The following is a 16,299-nucleotide window of genomic DNA, read 5'->3' on the forward strand; positions in this document are numbered from 1 at the left end:
ATGGCTACCCTAATTGCAGAAAACCTCGCCAAGGCGTACAAAAACCGTAGAGTGGTGGAGGACGTCAGCCTGAAGGTGCACTCCGGCGAGATCGTTGGCCTGCTCGGCCCGAACGGCGCGGGCAAGACCACCACCTTCTACATGGTGGTGGGGATTGTGCCGCGTGACGCTGGCCGCATCGTGATTGATGACGAGGATATCAGCCTGCTGCCGCTGCACGCGCGCGCGCGCCGCGGCATCGGCTACCTGCCGCAGGAGGCCTCGATCTTCCGCCGGCTCAGCGTCTATGACAACCTGATGGCGGTGTTGCAGATCCGTGAAGACCTCACCAGCGAACAGCGCCGTGACCGCGCCGAGGAGCTGATGGAGGAGTTCCACATCACCCACCTGCGTGACAGCCTTGGGCAGGCGCTGTCAGGCGGTGAGCGCCGCCGGGTGGAGATCGCCCGCGCGCTGGCGGCCAACCCGAAGTTTATCCTGCTGGATGAACCCTTTGCGGGGGTGGACCCCATCTCCGTGATTGACATAAAAAAAATCATTGAGCACCTGCGCGACAGCGGGCTCGGCGTGTTGATTACTGACCACAACGTGCGCGAGACCCTCGACGTCTGCGAACGCGCCTATATCGTCAGCCAGGGGCGACTGATCGCCCACGGCTCCCCAAGCGATATTCTGGCCGATGAGCAGGTGAAACGCGTCTATCTGGGTGAAGAGTTCCGTCTCTGATCCACTTTTGCGTTGTTACCAGTAAGGGAAACCAGATCATCCTATGAAGCAAGGTTTGCAACTCAGGCTTAGCCAGCAACTGGCCATGACTCCCCAGCTCCAACAGGCGATCCGCTTGTTGCAACTCTCAACGCTAGAACTGCAGCAGGAGATTCAACAGGCATTAGAGAGCAACCCCCTGCTGGAGCAGAGCGATATCCACGAGGAGATTGACGCCAAGGAGACCACCGACAGCGAGGCGCTGGACACCCGCGAGGCGCTGGAGCAGAAGGATATGCCGGAAGAGCTGCCGCTCGATGCCACCTGGGACGAGATCTACACCGCTGGCACCCCCTCTGGCACCGGCACCGACTACAGCGATGACGAGCTGCCGGTCTATCAGGGCGAGACCACCCAGACCCTTCAGGACTACCTGATGTGGCAGGTGGATCTCACCCCCTTCTCCGACACCGATACCGCCATCGCCACCTCGATTGTCGATGCGGTGGATGACACCGGCTACCTGACGGTAACGCTCGAGGAGATCCTGGAGAGCATGGGTGACGAGAATGTCACCCTCGAGGAGGTGGAGGCGGTGCTGAAACGCGTGCAGCGCTTCGACCCGATTGGCGTGGCGGCGCGTGATCTGCGCGACTGCCTGCTGATCCAGCTTTCGCAGTTTATCCCTGACACCCCCTATCTGGCCGAGGCGCGGCTGATTGTCAGCGAACACCTGGATCTGCTGGGCAACCACGATTTCCGGACGCTGATGCGCTCGACCCGGCTAAAAGAAGATACACTTAAGGGGGCGATGCTGCTGATCCAGTCGCTGGATCCGCGCCCCGGCCAGTCCATCAACACCGGCGAATCTGAGTATGTGATCCCCGATGTGCTGGTGCGCAAGCACCAAGGGCAGTGGGCGGTCGAGCTGAATGCTGACAGCATCCCCCGGCTCAAAATCAACCAGCAATATGCGGCGCTGGGCGGCACGGCCCGCAACGACAGCGATGGCCAGTTCATCCGCAGCAACCTCCAGGAGGCCAAATGGCTGATCAAGAGCCTGGAGAGCCGCAATGAGACGCTGCTCAAGGTGACGCGCTGCATCGTGGCGCAGCAGCAGGCCTTTTTCGAGCATGGCGAGGAGTACATGAAACCGATGGTGCTGGCGGACATTGCCCAGGCCGTGGACATGCACGAATCCACCATCTCGCGCGTCACCACGCAGAAGTTCCTGCACAGCCCGCGCGGTATTTTTGAGTTGAAGTACTTCTTCTCAAGCCACGTCAGCACGGACAGCGGCGGGGAGGCCTCCTCGACCGCCATCCGGGCGTTGGTGAAGAAGCTGATTGCGGCGGAAAACCCCGCCAAACCTCTGAGCGACAGCAAGCTGGCGACCCTGCTCTCCGATCAAGGGATCATGGTTGCCCGCCGCACGGTCGCAAAATACCGAGAGTCTTTGTCCATCCCGCCGTCGAACCAACGCAAACAACTGGTTTGACCTAAACAGAGAAGGAAGACATTATGCAGCTCAACATCACCGGCCACCACGTTGAAGTCACTGATGCCCTGCGCGATTTCGTCAGTACAAAATTTGCCAAGCTTGAGCAATTTTTCGACCGAATCAATCAGGTTCATGTGATACTCAGCATGGAGCGAGTGCAGAAGGTGGCGGAAGCCACCGTGCACGTCAATGGAGGCGAGTTGCACGCCACCTCGGAACATGAAGATATGTATGCGGCCATCGACGGCCTGATTGATAAGCTGTCACGGCAGCTCAATAAACATAAAGACAAGTTGAAACAACACTAAGACTCACTGTAGCCAATCGCGCTACATCACCTGACCATCGGCCCTTCACCCTGCGGTGACGGGCCGATAAGCCATCAGGCGTGACTCAAGCGCTTAAGTGAAAGATGAGATGATAAACGACTCAATCATGCAATTAAGCTCTGTGCTCAGCGCAGAGTGCACCAAAAGCGGCGTCCACTGCTCCAGCAAGAAACGCGCCCTCGAGATCATCAGCGAACTGGCGGCGAAACAGCTGAACCTGCCGTCGCAGGCGGTGTTTGATGCCGTCCTGACGCGGGAGCGCATGGGCAGTACCGGTATCGGCAATGGCATCGCCATCCCGCACGGCAAGCTGGAAGAGGACACGCTGCGCGCGGTGGGCGTTTTCATCCGCCTGGATCAGCCGATCGCCTTCGACGCCATCGACAACCAGCCGGTTGACCTGCTGTTCGCCCTGCTGGTGCCTGCCGACCAGTGCAAGACCCACCTCCATACGCTGTCGCAAGTGGCGAAGCGTCTGGCGGATAAGAGCGTCTGCCGTCGGCTGCGCGCCGCGCAGAGCGATGAAGAGCTGTACCAGATCATTACCGAGTAGCCTGCTGCCGGTAACACAACGCCAAGAGTGAATTGCCAGGGGGAGTGACACATGGTGCTGATGATAGTCAGCGGCCGTTCCGGTTCAGGTAAATCCGTTGCCTTGCGTGCGCTGGAAGATATGGGGTTTTACTGCGTCGATAACCTGCCGGTGGTGCTGCTGCCGCAGTTGGCGCACGCGCTGGCGGAGCGCAACACCTCGGCGGCAGTGAGCATCGACGTGCGCAACATGCCGGAGACCCCGGAGCTGTTTGAGCACGCGATGGCCCAGCTGCCGGAGAGCTTCTCGCCGCAACTGCTGTTCCTTGACGCCGATCGCAACACGCTGATCCGCCGCTACAGCGACACGCGCCGCCTGCACCCGCTCTCCAGCCGCAACCTCTCCCTGGAGAGTGCGATTGACGAGGAGAGCGAGCTGCTGGAGCCGCTGCGTTCCCGCGCTGACCTGCTGATCGACACTTCCGAGATGTCGGTGCATGAGCTGGCAGAGATGCTACGCACCCGCCTGCTGGGCAAGCGCGAACGTGAGCTGACGATGGTGTTCGAGTCGTTTGGCTTCAAGCACGGCATCCCGATTGACGCCGACTATGTGTTTGACGTCCGTTTCCTGCCCAACCCGCACTGGGACCCCAAACTGCGGCCGATGACCGGTTTGGATCGCCCGGTGGCGGCCTTCCTCGATCGCCATACGGAAGTGCACAACTTCATCTACCAGACCCGCAGCTACCTGGAGCAGTGGTTGCCGATGCTGGAGACCAACAACCGCAGCTACCTGACGGTCGCCATCGGTTGCACCGGCGGCAAGCATCGCTCGGTCTATGTGGCGGAGCAGCTGGCCGACTACTTCCGTTCGCGCGGGAAGAATGTGCAGTCCCGCCACCGCACCCTGGAAAAGCGCAAATCATGACGGTCAAACAGACGGTGGAGATCAAGAACCGGCTCGGGATGCACGCCCGGCCGGCGATGAAGTTGTTTGAGCTGGTGCAGAGCTTCGACGCCGAGGTGCTGCTGCGCAACGACGCTGGCGTGGAGGCGGAGGCCAGCAGCGTGATTGCGCTGCTGATGCTGGACTCGCCAAAGGGTCAACACATTGAGATCGAGGCCAGCGGCCCCGACGAGGTGAACGCGCTCAATGCGGTGATTGAGCTGATCAACTCCGGCTTTGACGAAGATTGACATCCTCCCCGCCCTAAAGGGCGGGGATTCCTACAGCTAGACGGCAATGCCCTGCCGCGAGTATATTCTTTGACGCGTTTACATCGCGATCATGTAGCGATCCGCACTCGCTACAAGTCCATACTCTTATTCGCAGACCTGCTCTACCTTTCGGACTGTTGGGGGATAGCACCCCACAACACGAACAAGCCTGGTAAGCGCTAGCTCCGGCTCAGGCAGTCAATGGCGATCGCCTTAAAGCTGGGGAAGTCCCGGCTGCCGAGCAGGCGGCTGACCGAGCGCTCACGCACGAAGGTCACGAACAGATCGTAGATGGCGATCGCCTCCTCATAATCCGCCTTGCTGATCGCCAGCAGAAATATCACTTGCGCCCGCTCCCCTTCCCCCCAGTCGATGCCCGGCGGGCAGATCACCGTCACCACCACCGTGCGGTGGGCTTGCAACCCCAGCGAGTGCGGCAGCGCGATGCCGTCGCCCAGCAGTGTGGAGACAATCGCCTCGCGCTCCACCACCGAGTCATGGAACGCTGGCTCGACCACCCCCTCATGCGCCAGCTGGTCGCAGACCCGGCGGAACAGCGCCGCCTGGCTCAGCGTCTCCTCCAGCAGCAGGAAGTGCTGTGCGTCAAAGAACTTCTCCAGCATGTAGGGGCGGGTGCGATCCACCAGCACCAGCTTGCCGAGCTGCTCCAGCTGGTACTCCGTCGGGAAGGGCGACATCACCACCACCGGCTTGCCGCGCTCCGCCAGCCGGGCATTGGAGATGATGAAATCCTCCTCCACCTCGCCCAGCATCTCATACTCGCGCAGAGAGATGACGCGGGTGATCACCAGTTGCGGATATTTGCGGCTGACCTGCGCCTGAATCATGCGGATGGTGGAGTTGCCGGTGTCGCACACCAGCAGCACCTGCGGATGGCGCTGGTAGCCGATGTTGTAGTGCCGCTCCAGCCCGACGCCGATGTGCAGCACCAAAAAGCCAATCTCATTCTCGCTCAGGCTGTAGGGGGTGTACTTTACCCAGCTGGAGATGGCCGCCAGCGTCACGTCATAGGCCATCGGGTAGTGCTGCTTGATATTGGCCAGCAGCGGGTTGGGAATGGCGATCTGGTATTTGATGCGGGTGATCATCGCCTTGATGTGGGTCAGCAGATCCAGCCGCAGCTGCGCGTCGCCCTGAAGGTCGTAGTTGTAGTAGGCGCTGATGTAGCAGAGCAGATAGTTGACCAGCCCCTCCTCGTCGTCGGCGTTAATCTCCGTCGGCGCCACCTCCTGGCTGCGCCGGGCGGCGATGTTGACGCGCAGGTAAGCCTCCTCGGCCGGGGCCAGCTCCTTGCCCGCCCACTGGCGCAGGTCAGCCGCCAGCCCGCTGGAGACCTGCCGCACGCACGCCTCCCCTCATCCGCCGTGAAGTCAGCGAGCGGGTAGCCCTCGGCGATGCGTCGCAACGCCACCGCGCCATACAGCGTCAGGTACTCCTCCCCTCATCCGTCAGGCGGATGCCGGCCTGCGCCAGCCGGTGGCGCAGGGCATCGGCCAGCGCCGGCATCTGCGCCAGCGCCAGCGCCTCCGGCGTCAGCAGCGGGTGGGCGTCATTCTCGCCGCGCAGCCGGAACAGCAGGTCGGTCAGGCAGGCGCGGATCGCCGTCTCTGGCCCGAACAGCTTCATGCCGTAACGCGGCTTGGTTTCGATGTGCAGGGAGTAGCGACCGAGGTGCTCGCGCACCTCGGCCATGTCATTTTGCAGTGTGCCCCGGCTGACGAACCACTCATCCGCCACATCCTCCAGCTTCAGCGAGAAGGCAGAGGTGAGGAAACGCACCAGCAGCGCCTGCACCCGCTCGGCGGCGGTACGCGGCAGTTGCCGCACCGGCTGGCTGGGCTGGCGCAGCGTGGCGAAGCGGGCGGCGTCATGCACCTGCAACTGGTAGCCGCTCCCGCGCGTGTGCACCAACTGCGCGCCATACTTGCCGAGGATCTCGTTGAGCGCGGTGATGTCGGTGCGCACCGTGCGGGTCGAGACATCGAGACGCTTTGCCAGCTCGTCCTGCGGCAGGATCTCATCCTGCAAGGCATCAAACAGATGGGACAGACGTTGATAGGGAAAACGCACCATAATCCTTCCATTGTTACGGGTCAGCCACAGGCGCGCCGCGCCGGGAAAACCAGAGTGTGCCATGCGCGCTGGCGGGCGGCTAGCCCACCAGCGCCCGCATCTGCGCCAGCAGCCCCGCCACCTGCGCGGGCCGCGTGTCGCCGCTGTCGCTGTCGATGATGGCGCTGTAGACGTGCGGGATCACCTTGCTGACGCCCGCCTCCAGCGCGATTGCCACAATCGGCGTGAAGTTCTCCATGTCGATGCCGCCGGTTGGCTCCAGCCAGAAATCCTGCGCCGCACAGGCGCGCGCCACCGCCGCATACTCCTCCCGGCAGGCCAGCCCCTGCATCGGGAAGTACTTCACCGAGCTGCCGCCCATCTCTTTCAGCATGGCGATGGCGCTCTCCACCGGCACGATCGCGTCACTCTGGCGGCTGCTCAGCGGCCCGGTGGAGATCTTCACCCAGCCCACGCGGCCGGTGGGCGACACCAGCCCGTTGACCACCGTCTCCCCCTGCCCGAGCAGCGCCCGGCTGGTGGCGACGCCGCTGAAGACCTGATTGACGTGCTGCGGGTGCAGCGCGGCGGCGATCTGGCTGACCATCGCGGACTGGCGCGGATCGCCCGCCCCCAGCCCGATGGAGAGGGCGTTGTCGATGCGCGCCGCATAGTCGCGCATCTCTTCAATGGCGCTGCGGGCATCAGGGTAATTTTTGGAGAGCACGCCGACCAGCACATGCCCCTCGGCCGCCTCATACACCGCCTGGGCGTTCTCTTTGCTGCCGGCCAGCACATTCAGGCAGACGCGGCCATGCAGGTAGTTCGGGGTCAGGCGGCTCATGGGCGGGCCTCCCGCAGGGTGGCGATGGCATCGGCGATGCGCGCAAGCTGCGCCGGGGTGACGCTGCGCACGTCCACCTCCACCTTGCCCTCATTGGCACGGTAGCCACGGAAATAGATCGCGACCTCCCCCTCGCGCAAGCGCCGCACAATCTCGGCGGTGCGCACGCCGAGCGCCGCCTCGTCAAAGGCGATCTCGGTGCGGGCGATATCCCGCCCGGCGGCGTCCCATACCACGCGCGCGTGGATGCCGGGCAGGCCATTGAGCCGGTCGATAAAGGGCGTCATCTTCTCCACCATCTGCTGGCCGCTGACCGGCGTGCGCTGCACGTAGCACTCAATCGCCTGCGCCAGCCCGAGAATCCCCTCCTTGCCAATTTTCATCGCCCGGCCAATCCCCTCCGACTGGCGGCGCACCCAGCCAACATAGGGCGCACGGCCTATCACCAGCCCGCTGGATGGCCCCTCCAGCGCCTTCGCGCCGCTGTAGATCACCAGATCCGCGCCCATTTGGTAGTAGCAGGTGAGATCCTCCTCCGCCGCCGCGTCCACAATCAGCGGCAACTGGTGGCGATGCGCGACCTCCGCCGCTTCCGCCACCGTCAACATGCTTTTCTGCACCGTATGGTGGGACTTAACGTAGAGCAGCGCCGCGGTACGTGGGGTGATGGCCGCTGCCAGCTGCGCCGCCGAGCACTCATTGGCGTAGCCCGCCTCCACCACCCGGCCACCGCCGAGCGCCACCATGGTGCCGACCGGCGCGCCGTAGTTCACGTTGTGCCCCTTCGGCAGCACGATCTCACACGGGCGATCGTGGGCGGCGCTGTGCAGGTTGGCCAGCAGGTGATCGCTCTCCTGCACAATCACCGCCGCCACCGACTGGGCGATGCCCGCCGAGGCGCAGGAGACCACCACCGCCTCCTCCACCCCCAGCAGCCCGGCAATGTAGGCACCGCTTTTCAGCACCAGATCTTTCATCTCAAAGTAGTGGCTCAGGCCCTGATTGACCGCCGCGACCACCTCCGGCCCCGGCGTGGAGACGCCCAGCATGGTCATGCGCCCGGAGGCATTGATCACCGGTTTCAGGTGGTACTTCTCATACAGCGAAGGGTGTTTGTCAGCAGACATACTCGGCACTCCATGTGTCAGTGGGATAGAGCACGCCCGCCACCACGGCCGCCAGTGGCGACAGGTGCTGTGAAGCGTGCACGGACGCCCCGTCGGCGTCCAGATAGTGCTGCGGCGCGTCAGTCAGGGTGAACAGCGTCAAATCCGCCTCCGCCCCCACTGCCAGTCGGCCACGGCCCGCCAGCCGCAGCGCATCGGCGGCCTGATGGGTGACGCAGGCGATCACCTGCGGCAGGGTCATGCCGATCGCCAGGAATTTTGACATCACCGCCGCCAGGCTGTGCACCGGCCCCTGCAGGCGGTTGCGGCAGTAGATATCTGAGCTGATGGTGTCGGGCAGCAAGCCAAGGGCAATCGCCTGCCGCGCCACTTCAAAGCTGAAGCTGGCGCTACCGTGGCCGACGTCCAGCCGCACGCCGCGCGCCAGCGCCTGCGTGACGGCGGCGCGCACCTCGCCCTGCGGCGTGAGGATGCGGTTCGGCTTGCCGTTGAAGCAGTGGGTGATGATGTCGCCCGCGCCCATCAGATCAGCGATCTCTTCGAGCCGCGGCGGATCGTTGCCGATGTGCACCATCAGCGGCAGATCGCCATTGTCCCGCTGGATCGCCTTGGCGATCCGCAGCGGGTGGAGGCCGTTGTCGCCCACCACGCTGCCGCTCATCCGCGCCTTCAGGCCGACGATGAACCCTGCGTGGTCAGCGATGGCGCGCCGCGCCATGGCGGCGTCAATCTGCGTCAGATCCGCCAACTCATGCTGGGTGCAGATGCCGGTACGGGCGATGTTGAGCAGCGCCAGCACCCGCGTCTGTGCGCCGGAGGCCAGCTGGCGGAAATCCGCCACGTCATCCGCGCCGCTGCTGCCAGCGTCCACCACCGTGGTCACCCCACCGGCGATGCCCACGCGATCCGGCTCGTCATGGTAGAGCGGCGAGGCGGCGTAGCAGTGCACATGGCTGTCGATCCAGCCAGCGCTCAGCCACGCCTCGCCCCTTAAATCCAGTTGGGTGGTGGCGGCCAGCGTCGCGGGCAGTGTGCCGATCGCGGCAATGCGCCCTCCGCTGACCGCCACGTCCACCACGCCCCCCTCCGCCAACCGCGCGCGGCGGATGATCAGATCCATCGCCGGTTGCGCGCCCATCACAGCGTCACCGGGAACAGCGCGCCAAGGATCATCGCGCCGAGGATCGCCCCGCCGGTGATCGGCTTGCGCCACAGGTAGAACAGCAGCGCGCCGCCCAGCGATCCGAGGCCAATCGGGATGGAAGCGGTTATCGCTGACAGGATAATCAGCGGGCCGAGGAAGCGGCCGGAGGCGTTGCCCGCGCCCATCATCACATCCGCACCATAGGTGACGTTGCCCTGATTGACGGTGAACTTGCGCGCCAGGATGATCAGATAGCCAATCGCCATACCAGCCACCAGCCCGGTGAGCAGCGAGGCGGCAAAGTTCTCCACCGGGAAGACGATGCCCGCGCCAAGCAGCAGCGCCGGGATGCCCAGCCCGACGCCGGTCTGCACCGCCCCGCCGATGTCGAGAATGCCGACCAGCGAGCCTTCAATGATGCGCGCGAACAGGAAGCTGGCACCGAAGGCCGCCACCGCGCCATAGACGCCGGTATCCATACCGGCGCGCAGCATCGAAACAAAGGCCACCTCGTTGAACGCGCCGATGCCGTAGAGGTAGTACATGTGGGTGCCAGCAAAGACACCAGCGGAGAGCAGCCCGACAAAGATTGGGAATGACCAGTCGGCATACCAGAAGCCGGCCTGCTGATCGGTGTCGGTTTTTTCACTGATAATCGTCGCCATATCACTTCCCGCTTAAGGTGTTGTGGATGCTGTCGAGCCAGCCCGGCACGCCGAGGGTAAAGGATTGCAGCAGCTTCATGTCAAAGCCGCGGAAGAAGCCGCTCAGCACAAACAGCAGGACAATCGCCGCCATCATGATGCGGGTGACGCGCGTCCAGCCGCCCTCGTCCACCCCTTTGCCAATCAGGATGCCGAGCACCAGCCCCGGCACGGCGTTGCCCATAATCAGCTGCGCCAATCCGCCAAATACCGTGCCCCAGAAGCCAGCACGGCGACCGGCGTCAATCGCCGCCAGCCAGAAGATAACCGGCATCACGGTGTTGACCAGGATATTGGCCGCTGGCACCAGCACCTTCACCGCCGTCACTTGCAGCGCCGCTGGCACCGCCGAGGCGGTGGTGTTCAGGAACGCCACCACCACCATGCCAATCAGCCCGCAGGCCAGCGCCATGCGGCGCGGGTTGTGCAGGGTGTCGGCCAGCGTGCGGTTCTTCATCATCAGCGCCGCCGCGCCCCAGTTGGGGATGATGCGATGGTCAACGTCCTGCGTGAAGGCACCGGCCGCCACCGAGGAGGCCCAGGCGTTGAAGAAGAAACCGAGGCCAAAGGAGAAGTGGGAGGCCGGGTCGCCCTCGCAGGCGTTCAGCTCGCCGAGGGTGCGGAACGCCCCCATGCCCTGCGTGGCTGGCGCATGGAACATGCGTGCCGCGCCCGCGCCGACGCCCACGCCGACCAGCCCGCCGATAATCAGGGATTTCATCAGAATAATGAGAAACATCAGGGTATCCTTTTCTGTCGCTCAGGCTTGCCGCTGGCTATTGGGGGGTGAATGCCACCTGCGCCATGTCAAAGGCAGTGACCTTCACCACAATCTCCAGCGAGACGCTGTAGTGCCGCCGCTCGCGCGGGAAAAAGAGAAACAGGAACCGCTCGCGCACGCACCGCTCCTCCGCCTTCACCACCCGCACATCCTGTGGCTCGATGCGCAGCAGCAGGTGCGGGGAGTTTTTCATCACCTCCGCCTGCACCTGGCCCAGCGCCGCCGAGAACGCCTGGGATTTGCTCTCCCCCTTGCCGTTGACCTGCACGGTGGCGGTGAACTCCTGCTTCATGGCGTCTGGCCGAATTTCTTGCGCCACGCCTCCACCAGCCTTTCGCCCAGCTCCTCTTTGTCCATAAAGCCGAAGCCCAGCACCTGGTAGCCCTCATTAATGGCGGTGACGCCCTCCTCGACGGAGCGCATCCCGTGGCGGGCGCGGTAGCCATACTTGTTCTGGGCGGTGATCGCCCCGGCCCCGCCGCTGCCGCAGAAGGAGATGCCAAAGGTGGCCCCCTCCGCCTTCATCACGTCACCCAGCCGCATATCCGCCGCCATGCCGGGCACCACCACCGCGCGGCCGCCTGCCGCTTCCACGCCCTGCGCCACTTTCTGCCCTTTGCCCAGCCGATCGCCAATCACTACGGTAATGCCCATGCCTGTCCCTCTCTGTCATCAGTTAGTGGTCTGGTTCTCTTTCGCGACTTCAAAATGCACGGAGAGCAGGTAAGCCTCCTCAATCGGCAGGTTGCCGAAACTGGCGACCACCTGCTCGGCCAGCTGCATGGAGTGCGGCGAGATCTCATCGAACAGCTCCCGATCCACCTCCGGCAGCGGCTCGCCCGTGCGGGAGCGCATCACCATCGCGCGGATGTGGGACGCCAGCATCTGCTGCTGCACCGCGTTCGGGACGATCGCCGCCCCGCACAACAGGGCGTGGATCTGCGCCAGCACCTGCTCAACCTGCCTGTTTGCCGCTTCGTCCTCTGTCTCTGGCGCGCTTGCGTTATTCACTGTGACCTCTCTCCCTGCCGCCCTGTGATAACCCCACCCTACGCGCCGGGCGGCGGCCTGTGTAGCCACTCTTTTTCCAGTTCAAACTGGAAAAGCACTGCCGGGGAGGGATCGGATTCGCAAAACGGCGGAAATAAAAACGGGCGCCAAAAGGCGCCCGTTGGGGGAAAGCGTGGGGTGAGGCTTACTGGCCGGCGATGCGCATCTCCGGCAGCAGCACCGAGCCGCACTGGATGTTGCTGCGGGTTTCGATGTCACTGCCGACACTGACGATGTTGCGCAGCATCTCTTTCAGGTTACCGGCGATGGTGATCTCGCTCACCGGGTACTGGATCTCGCCATTCTCCACCCAGAAACCGGCCGCGCCGCGGGAGTAGTCGCCGGTGATGCCACTGACGCCCTGCCCCATCAGCTCGGTGACCACCAGCCCGGTGCCTAGCTGTTTCAGCATCGCGGCGAAGTCATGCCCTTGGCCGGCGATGCGCCAGTTGTGGATGCCGCCAGCGTGGCCGGTGCTCTTTAGCCCCAGCTTGCGCGCCGAGTAGCTGGTCATCAGCCAAGTTTGCAGCACGCCATCCTTAACGATATCACGGCGCTGGGTGCGTACCCCCTCGCTGTCGAACGGGGTGGAGGCCAGCCCCTTCAGCAGGTGCGGGTGCTCCTCAATGGTCAGCCACTCCGGCAGGATCTGCTGGCCGAGGCTGTCGAGCAGGAAGCTCGATTTGCGGTAGATGCTGCCGCCGCTGATGGCACCGACCAGATGGCCGAACAGGCCGGTGGCGACCTCCGAGGCGAACAGCACCGGGGCCTTCATCGTTGCCAGCTTGCGCGGCGACAGGCGCGACAGGGTGCGGCGGGCGCACTCGGCCCCCACCCACTCCGGGCTTTGCAGGTCGTCAATTGCCCGGCCAATGGTGTAGGCGTAGTCACGCTCCATGTCGCCCTCATGCTCGGCGATTACGCAGCTCGACATGGAGTGGCGGCTGGAGCAGTAGCTCTGCAACATGCCGTGGCTGTTGCCGAACACCTTGATGCCGACATGGCTGTTGAAGCTGCCGCCCTCACTGTTGGTGATGCGCTTGTCCGCTGCCAGTGCCGCCTGCTCGGCGCGCGCCGCCAGCTCGATGGCGCGCTCGGCGTCTAGCTCGGTCGGGTGGAACAGGTCAAGATCCGGCGCGTCATAGGCCAGCAGCTCCGGGTCAGCGGCACCGGCGTAGGGATCGGGTGAGGTGTAGCGGGCGATGTCCAGCGCCGCCTGCACGGTGCGGCCAATGGCCTCCGGGCTGAGGTCGGTGGAGGAGGCGCTCCCCTTACGGTTCTGCCAGTAGACCGTGATGCCCAACGCGCCGTCGCTGTTGAACTCCACGTTCTCCACGTCGCCAAACCGGGTGCTGACGCTGATCCCGGTGGATTTGCTGACGGCGACTTCGGCCTGATCGGCCCCAGCCTGCGCCAGTTCCAGCGCACGGGCCACCGCCTGCTCCAGCATCTTACGCTGCTCTGCAACTTGAGTGACTACTTTCATTTATTTGCCATAATTAATGAGATAATCGTTGGGAAACCGGGCGAGGTGCCGGGGTTTCGCGTCCACTTTGCGGCGTTTTACACCGGATACATAGACTTGAGTCTAACAGAGATTGGCGCAAAATGATGGCAGCCACAGCAGCCGGCCCGATCTTTCGCGGCACGCGGGGCCGGGCCAGCGCACTGGCAGGCGGCTAAATCGGGCTGTCGCTGGCGATCCACGCCGACAACCTGATAGGATTAGCCTCTTTTTTTGGAGTCCCCATGAACAAATCACACGAAGACTGGCTCGACGACGTCCCTGAGAATGAAAACGACGAAGACGAAGAGATTATTTGGGTCAGCAAAAGCGAAATCAAACGCGACGCCGAGGCGTTGAAAGATCTGGGCGCGGAGCTGGTCGATCTGGGCAAAAACGCCCTGGACAAGATCCCGCTGGATGAGGATCTGCGCGCCGCAATTGAACTGGCACAGCGCATCAAGAAAGAGGGCCGTCGCCGCCAGTTGCAGCTGATTGGCAAAATGCTGCGCGCGCGTGACCCGGAGCCGATCCAGACCGCGCTCGACAAGCTGAAAAACCGCCACAACCAGCAGGTGTCGCTGTTCCACAAACTGGAAGCATTGCGTGACCGTCTGGTGGAAGAGGGTGATGACGCGGTGCCGGACGTGCTGGCGCTCTACCCGGATGCGGATCGCCAGCAACTGCGCGCGTTGGTGCGCAACGCCCAGAAAGAGAAGGCCGCCAACAAGCCGCCGAAGGCGTTCCGCCAGATCTTCCAGTACCTGCGCGAACTGGCTGAGACACAGGATTAAGGGCTGGCCGGGCCCCCTGCCCGGCCCCACCCTTTATTGGCGGATGTTGAAGCGCAGCCCGCCCTCCAGCTCCTCCTCCGCCTCCTCAAAAAGCAGCACCAGCGCGCCGAAGCGTCGCTTCTTGCGCGGGTTCAGGTTCACAAACTCAATCTCCAGCGGCAGCCCCAGGCGGCCAGTCACCACATCCCACAGCGCGTCCAGATTCGCCCCAAAGTCCTCGTCCAGCGCAAACTCGCGCGCAAATTCGCCATAAAACCGGGGCAGATCCGGAATCTGATTAAAGTCGAACACCACTTTTCCCATGCCTTGCTCCATCCGGATAAAATTTTTGCCTGATCCCCTGCTGTCGCCGGGTAGCGGGCCGAGATCGGCACGGCCCGCGGTCACCCGTTACAGGTTGCCCAGATGCAGTGTCTTGACGATCTGGTACTCCTCCAGCCCCAGCACCGAGCCTTCACGCCCCATGCCGGACTCCTTCACGCCGCCGAACGGCGCGACCTCGGTGGAGACTGAGCACTCATTGATGCCGATCATGCCGCTCTCAATCGCCTGCGAGACGCGGAACACCCGTTGCAGGTTCTGGGTGTAGAAGTAGGCCGCCAGCCCAAACGGCGTGTTGTTGGCACGGCGGATCACCTCCTCCTCGGTCTGGAAGCGCATACAGGCCGCCAGCGGGCCGAAAGTCTCCTCCTGCGTGGCCTGCATCTCCTCCGTCACCTCCGCCAGCACCGTCGGCTGGAAGAAGTTGCCACCCAGCGCGTGACGCTCACCGCCGGTGACCACCCGCGCGCCCTTCGCCAGCGCGTCCTTGATGTGCTGCTCCACCTTATCGACGCCCTTCGGCTCAATCAGCGGGCCGACCACCACGCCCTCCTCCATGCCGTTGCCGACCTTCAGCTTCTGCACCTCCTCGCCAAGGCGGGTAACAAAGCGGTCGTAGATGCCGTCCTGAATATAGAAGCGGTTGGTGGCGACGCACACCTGCCCGCTGTTGCGGAACTTGTTGGCAATCGCGCCCTGCACCGCCAGCTCCAGATCGGCGTCATCAAAGACGATGTAGGGCGCGTTGCCGCCCAGCTCCATCGAGACTTTTTTCAGCGTGTCGGCGGCGTTGCGCACCAGCGTTTTGCCCACCTCGGTGGAGCCGGTGAAGGAGATTTTGCGCACCACCGGGCTGGCCATGATGGCCTCGCTGATGGCGGAGGTATCGCCAGCCACGCCATTCAGCACCCCTTTCGGCACCCCGGCGCGGTCAGCCAGCGCCAGCAGGGCAAACGCCGACAGCGGCGTATTGTTGGCGGGCTTGATCAGACCGGTGCAGCCAGCGGCCAGCGCCGGGCCAAGTTTGCGCGTCAGCATCGCCAGCGGGAAGTTCCACGGGGTGATGGCCGCCACCACGCCAATCGGCTCGCGGGTCGCCAGAATGCGTGACCCCGCTTTCGCACCGGGAATGATCTCACCGTTGGCGCGCTTGGCCTCCTCGGCAAACCACTGGATAAAGCTGGCGGCGTAGTCCACCTCGCCCAACGCCTCTTTCAGCGGCTTGCCCTGCTCTGCCACCATCAGCTCGCCCAGATACTGTTTGTTCTCATTGATCAGCTGATACCAACGGTAGAGGATCTCCGAGCGCGCTTTGGCGGTTTGGCTGCGCCAGCCCGGCAGGGCCGCTTCGGCGGCGCGGATGGCGGCTTCGGTCTCCGCCTGCCCGGCTTTTGCCACCTGCGCCACCACCGCGCCGGTGGCCGGGTTCAGCACATCAAAGGTTTCGTTGGCCCGGTGCCATTCACCCGCCACAAAGTAGCCGGTCTTAAATAAGTCGTTATTTGTCAGGCGTTCATCGCTTGTCATGGTTATCTCCTGATCGCTGCGCGGCATCAGCGCCGCATACTTATCATTCAAGGAGTAAGTATAGCGGCTTATCATGTCACCGATGCGCAGGGCCAGTACGCCAGGCCAACAGGGGGCGGACGGGCGTTCGCGGGAGAGCGAGGGGA

At 63.6% G+C, this 16,299-nt stretch carries 19 protein-coding genes and 1 pseudogene; 7 read left to right on the top strand and 13 right to left on the bottom strand.

Annotated features, from left to right (window positions below):
- From lptB to npr, 6 genes are all read left to right on the top strand, one after another.
- On the top strand, nucleotides 1-726 hold the full coding sequence (lptB, locus tag ACK3SD_RS15610; protein WP_137764470.1) for an LPS export ABC transporter ATP-binding protein: 726 nt from the start codon (nucleotides 1-3) through the stop codon (nucleotides 724-726).
- Nucleotides 727-769: 43 nt separating this feature from the next.
- Nucleotides 770-2,203, top strand: coding sequence for an RNA polymerase factor sigma-54 (gene rpoN, locus ACK3SD_RS15615; protein WP_137764471.1), 1,434 nt, complete (start codon nucleotides 770-772; stop codon nucleotides 2,201-2,203).
- A gap of 23 nt (nucleotides 2,204-2,226) precedes the next feature.
- Nucleotides 2,227-2,514, top strand: coding sequence for a ribosome hibernation promoting factor (hpf, locus tag ACK3SD_RS15620; protein WP_137764472.1), 288 nt, complete (start codon nucleotides 2,227-2,229; stop codon nucleotides 2,512-2,514).
- Nucleotides 2,515-2,611: 97 nt separating this feature from the next.
- A complete protein-coding gene (gene ptsN, locus ACK3SD_RS15625) occupies nucleotides 2,612-3,088 on the top strand; it encodes a PTS IIA-like nitrogen regulatory protein PtsN (RefSeq protein ID WP_206057754.1) in 477 nt (158 codons plus the stop codon).
- Nucleotides 3,089-3,139: 51 nt separating this feature from the next.
- Nucleotides 3,140-3,994: an RNase adapter RapZ gene (rapZ, locus tag ACK3SD_RS15630; protein WP_137764474.1), complete on the top strand. Its 855-nt coding sequence runs from the start codon at nucleotides 3,140-3,142 to the stop codon at nucleotides 3,992-3,994.
- Nucleotides 3,991-4,263, top strand: a complete 273-nt coding sequence (gene npr, locus ACK3SD_RS15635; RefSeq protein ID WP_481126087.1) for a PTS phosphocarrier protein NPr — start codon at nucleotides 3,991-3,993, stop codon at nucleotides 4,261-4,263. Before rapZ ends, npr begins: the two co-directional genes overlap by 4 nt.
- A 13-nt stretch (nucleotides 4,264-4,276) precedes the next feature.
- Here npr and ACK3SD_RS15640 read toward each other — a convergent pair whose 3' ends face one another.
- From ACK3SD_RS15640 to pmbA, 11 genes and pseudogenes are all read right to left on the bottom strand, one after another.
- Nucleotides 4,277-4,435, bottom strand: coding sequence for a zinc ribbon domain-containing protein (locus tag ACK3SD_RS15640; protein WP_481126088.1), 159 nt, complete (start codon nucleotides 4,433-4,435; stop codon nucleotides 4,277-4,279).
- Between the two features lie 28 nt (nucleotides 4,436-4,463).
- Nucleotides 4,464-6,375 (bottom strand): annotated as a pseudogene (locus ACK3SD_RS15645) (BglG family transcription antiterminator).
- Nucleotides 6,376-6,457: 82 nt separating this feature from the next.
- Entirely contained in the window at nucleotides 6,458-7,201 is a 744-nt protein-coding gene (gene dagF / locus ACK3SD_RS15650; RefSeq protein ID WP_481126089.1) for a 2-dehydro-3-deoxy-phosphogluconate aldolase, read from the bottom strand.
- Nucleotides 7,198-8,328: a DgaE family pyridoxal phosphate-dependent ammonia lyase gene (locus ACK3SD_RS15655; RefSeq protein WP_481126090.1), complete on the bottom strand. Its 1,131-nt coding sequence runs from the start codon at nucleotides 8,326-8,328 to the stop codon at nucleotides 7,198-7,200. The genes dagF and ACK3SD_RS15655 overlap by 4 nt, the downstream gene beginning before the upstream one ends.
- Complete coding sequence (locus tag ACK3SD_RS15660) at nucleotides 8,318-9,466, bottom strand: amidohydrolase/deacetylase family metallohydrolase (protein ID WP_481127569.1); 1,149 nt, start codon at nucleotides 9,464-9,466, stop codon at nucleotides 8,318-8,320. The genes ACK3SD_RS15655 and ACK3SD_RS15660 overlap by 11 nt, the downstream gene beginning before the upstream one ends.
- On the bottom strand, nucleotides 9,466-10,137 hold the full coding sequence (locus ACK3SD_RS15665; RefSeq protein WP_137764478.1) for a DUF4310 family protein: 672 nt from the start codon (nucleotides 10,135-10,137) through the stop codon (nucleotides 9,466-9,468). The genes ACK3SD_RS15660 and ACK3SD_RS15665 overlap by 1 nt, the downstream gene beginning before the upstream one ends.
- 1 nt (nucleotide 10,138) lies before the next feature.
- Nucleotides 10,139-10,915 carry a DUF4311 domain-containing protein gene (locus tag ACK3SD_RS15670; RefSeq protein ID WP_137764479.1) on the bottom strand — a complete coding sequence of 259 codons (777 nt, stop codon included), beginning with the start codon at nucleotides 10,913-10,915 and terminating at the stop codon, nucleotides 10,139-10,141.
- A 37-nt stretch (nucleotides 10,916-10,952) separates the two neighbouring features.
- Nucleotides 10,953-11,276, bottom strand: a complete 324-nt coding sequence (locus tag ACK3SD_RS15675; protein ID WP_481126091.1) for a DUF4312 family protein — start codon at nucleotides 11,274-11,276, stop codon at nucleotides 10,953-10,955.
- On the bottom strand, nucleotides 11,246-11,611 hold the full coding sequence (locus tag ACK3SD_RS15680) for an SFCGS family glycine-rich protein (protein ID WP_137764480.1): 366 nt from the start codon (nucleotides 11,609-11,611) through the stop codon (nucleotides 11,246-11,248). Before ACK3SD_RS15680 ends, ACK3SD_RS15675 begins: the two co-directional genes overlap by 31 nt.
- Before the next feature lie 18 nt (nucleotides 11,612-11,629).
- Entirely contained in the window at nucleotides 11,630-11,968 is a 339-nt protein-coding gene (locus ACK3SD_RS15685; protein ID WP_481126092.1) for a glycine dehydrogenase, read from the bottom strand.
- 184 nt (nucleotides 11,969-12,152) lie between these two features.
- The gene (gene pmbA, locus ACK3SD_RS15690; protein ID WP_481126093.1) at nucleotides 12,153-13,493 is read right to left on the bottom strand and encodes a metalloprotease PmbA; all 1,341 of its coding nucleotides are present in this window, start codon (nucleotides 13,491-13,493) and stop codon (nucleotides 12,153-12,155) included.
- Nucleotides 13,494-13,756: 263 nt separating this feature from the next.
- Between pmbA and yjgA the strand changes: the two genes are divergently transcribed.
- A complete protein-coding gene (gene yjgA / locus ACK3SD_RS15695; RefSeq protein ID WP_137764483.1) occupies nucleotides 13,757-14,305 on the top strand; it encodes a ribosome biogenesis factor YjgA in 549 nt (182 codons plus the stop codon).
- Nucleotides 14,306-14,338: 33 nt separating this feature from the next.
- On the opposite strand, the gene ACK3SD_RS15700 is transcribed toward yjgA, so the two are convergent.
- Nucleotides 14,339-14,608 (bottom strand): barstar family protein, encoded by a 270-nt coding sequence (locus ACK3SD_RS15700; RefSeq protein ID WP_481126094.1) that lies wholly within the window; start codon nucleotides 14,606-14,608, stop codon nucleotides 14,339-14,341.
- Nucleotides 14,609-14,695: 87 nt separating this feature from the next.
- On the bottom strand, nucleotides 14,696-16,153 hold the full coding sequence (locus tag ACK3SD_RS15705) for an NAD-dependent succinate-semialdehyde dehydrogenase (RefSeq protein WP_481126095.1): 1,458 nt from the start codon (nucleotides 16,151-16,153) through the stop codon (nucleotides 14,696-14,698).
- Nucleotides 16,154-16,299: the final 146 nt, after the last annotated feature.

The organism is Chimaeribacter sp. YP20170169, assembly GCF_056739715.1.

Excerpts from the sequence above, each read along its gene's own strand:
- lptB (WP_137764470.1), top strand. The coding sequence starts at position 1 with ATGGCTACCCTAATTGCAGAAAACCTCGCCAAGGCGTACAAAAACCGT.
- rpoN (WP_137764471.1), top strand. The coding sequence starts at position 770 with ATGAAGCAAGGTTTGCAACTCAGGCTTAGCCAGCAACTGGCCATGACT.
- hpf (WP_137764472.1), top strand. The coding sequence starts at position 2,227 with ATGCAGCTCAACATCACCGGCCACCACGTTGAAGTCACTGATGCCCTG.
- rapZ (WP_137764474.1), top strand. The coding sequence starts at position 3,140 with ATGGTGCTGATGATAGTCAGCGGCCGTTCCGGTTCAGGTAAATCCGTT.
- npr (WP_481126087.1), top strand. The coding sequence starts at position 3,991 with ATGACGGTCAAACAGACGGTGGAGATCAAGAACCGGCTCGGGATGCAC.
- dagF (WP_481126089.1), bottom strand. The coding sequence starts at position 7,201 with ATGAGCCGCCTGACCCCGAACTACCTGCATGGCCGCGTCTGCCTGAAT.
- ACK3SD_RS15655 (WP_481126090.1), bottom strand. The coding sequence starts at position 8,328 with ATGTCTGCTGACAAACACCCTTCGCTGTATGAGAAGTACCACCTGAAA.
- ACK3SD_RS15660 (WP_481127569.1), bottom strand. The coding sequence starts at position 9,466 with ATGGGCGCGCAACCGGCGATGGATCTGATCATCCGCCGCGCGCGGTTG.
- ACK3SD_RS15665 (WP_137764478.1), bottom strand. The coding sequence starts at position 10,137 with ATGGCGACGATTATCAGTGAAAAAACCGACACCGATCAGCAGGCCGGC.
- ACK3SD_RS15670 (WP_137764479.1), bottom strand. The coding sequence starts at position 10,915 with ATGTTTCTCATTATTCTGATGAAATCCCTGATTATCGGCGGGCTGGTC.
- ACK3SD_RS15680 (WP_137764480.1), bottom strand. The coding sequence starts at position 11,611 with ATGGGCATTACCGTAGTGATTGGCGATCGGCTGGGCAAAGGGCAGAAA.
- pmbA (WP_481126093.1), bottom strand. The coding sequence starts at position 13,493 with ATGAAAGTAGTCACTCAAGTTGCAGAGCAGCGTAAGATGCTGGAGCAG.
- yjgA (WP_137764483.1), top strand. The coding sequence starts at position 13,757 with ATGAACAAATCACACGAAGACTGGCTCGACGACGTCCCTGAGAATGAA.
- ACK3SD_RS15700 (WP_481126094.1), bottom strand. The coding sequence starts at position 14,608 with ATGGGAAAAGTGGTGTTCGACTTTAATCAGATTCCGGATCTGCCCCGG.
- ACK3SD_RS15705 (WP_481126095.1), bottom strand. The coding sequence starts at position 16,153 with ATGACAAGCGATGAACGCCTGACAAATAACGACTTATTTAAGACCGGC.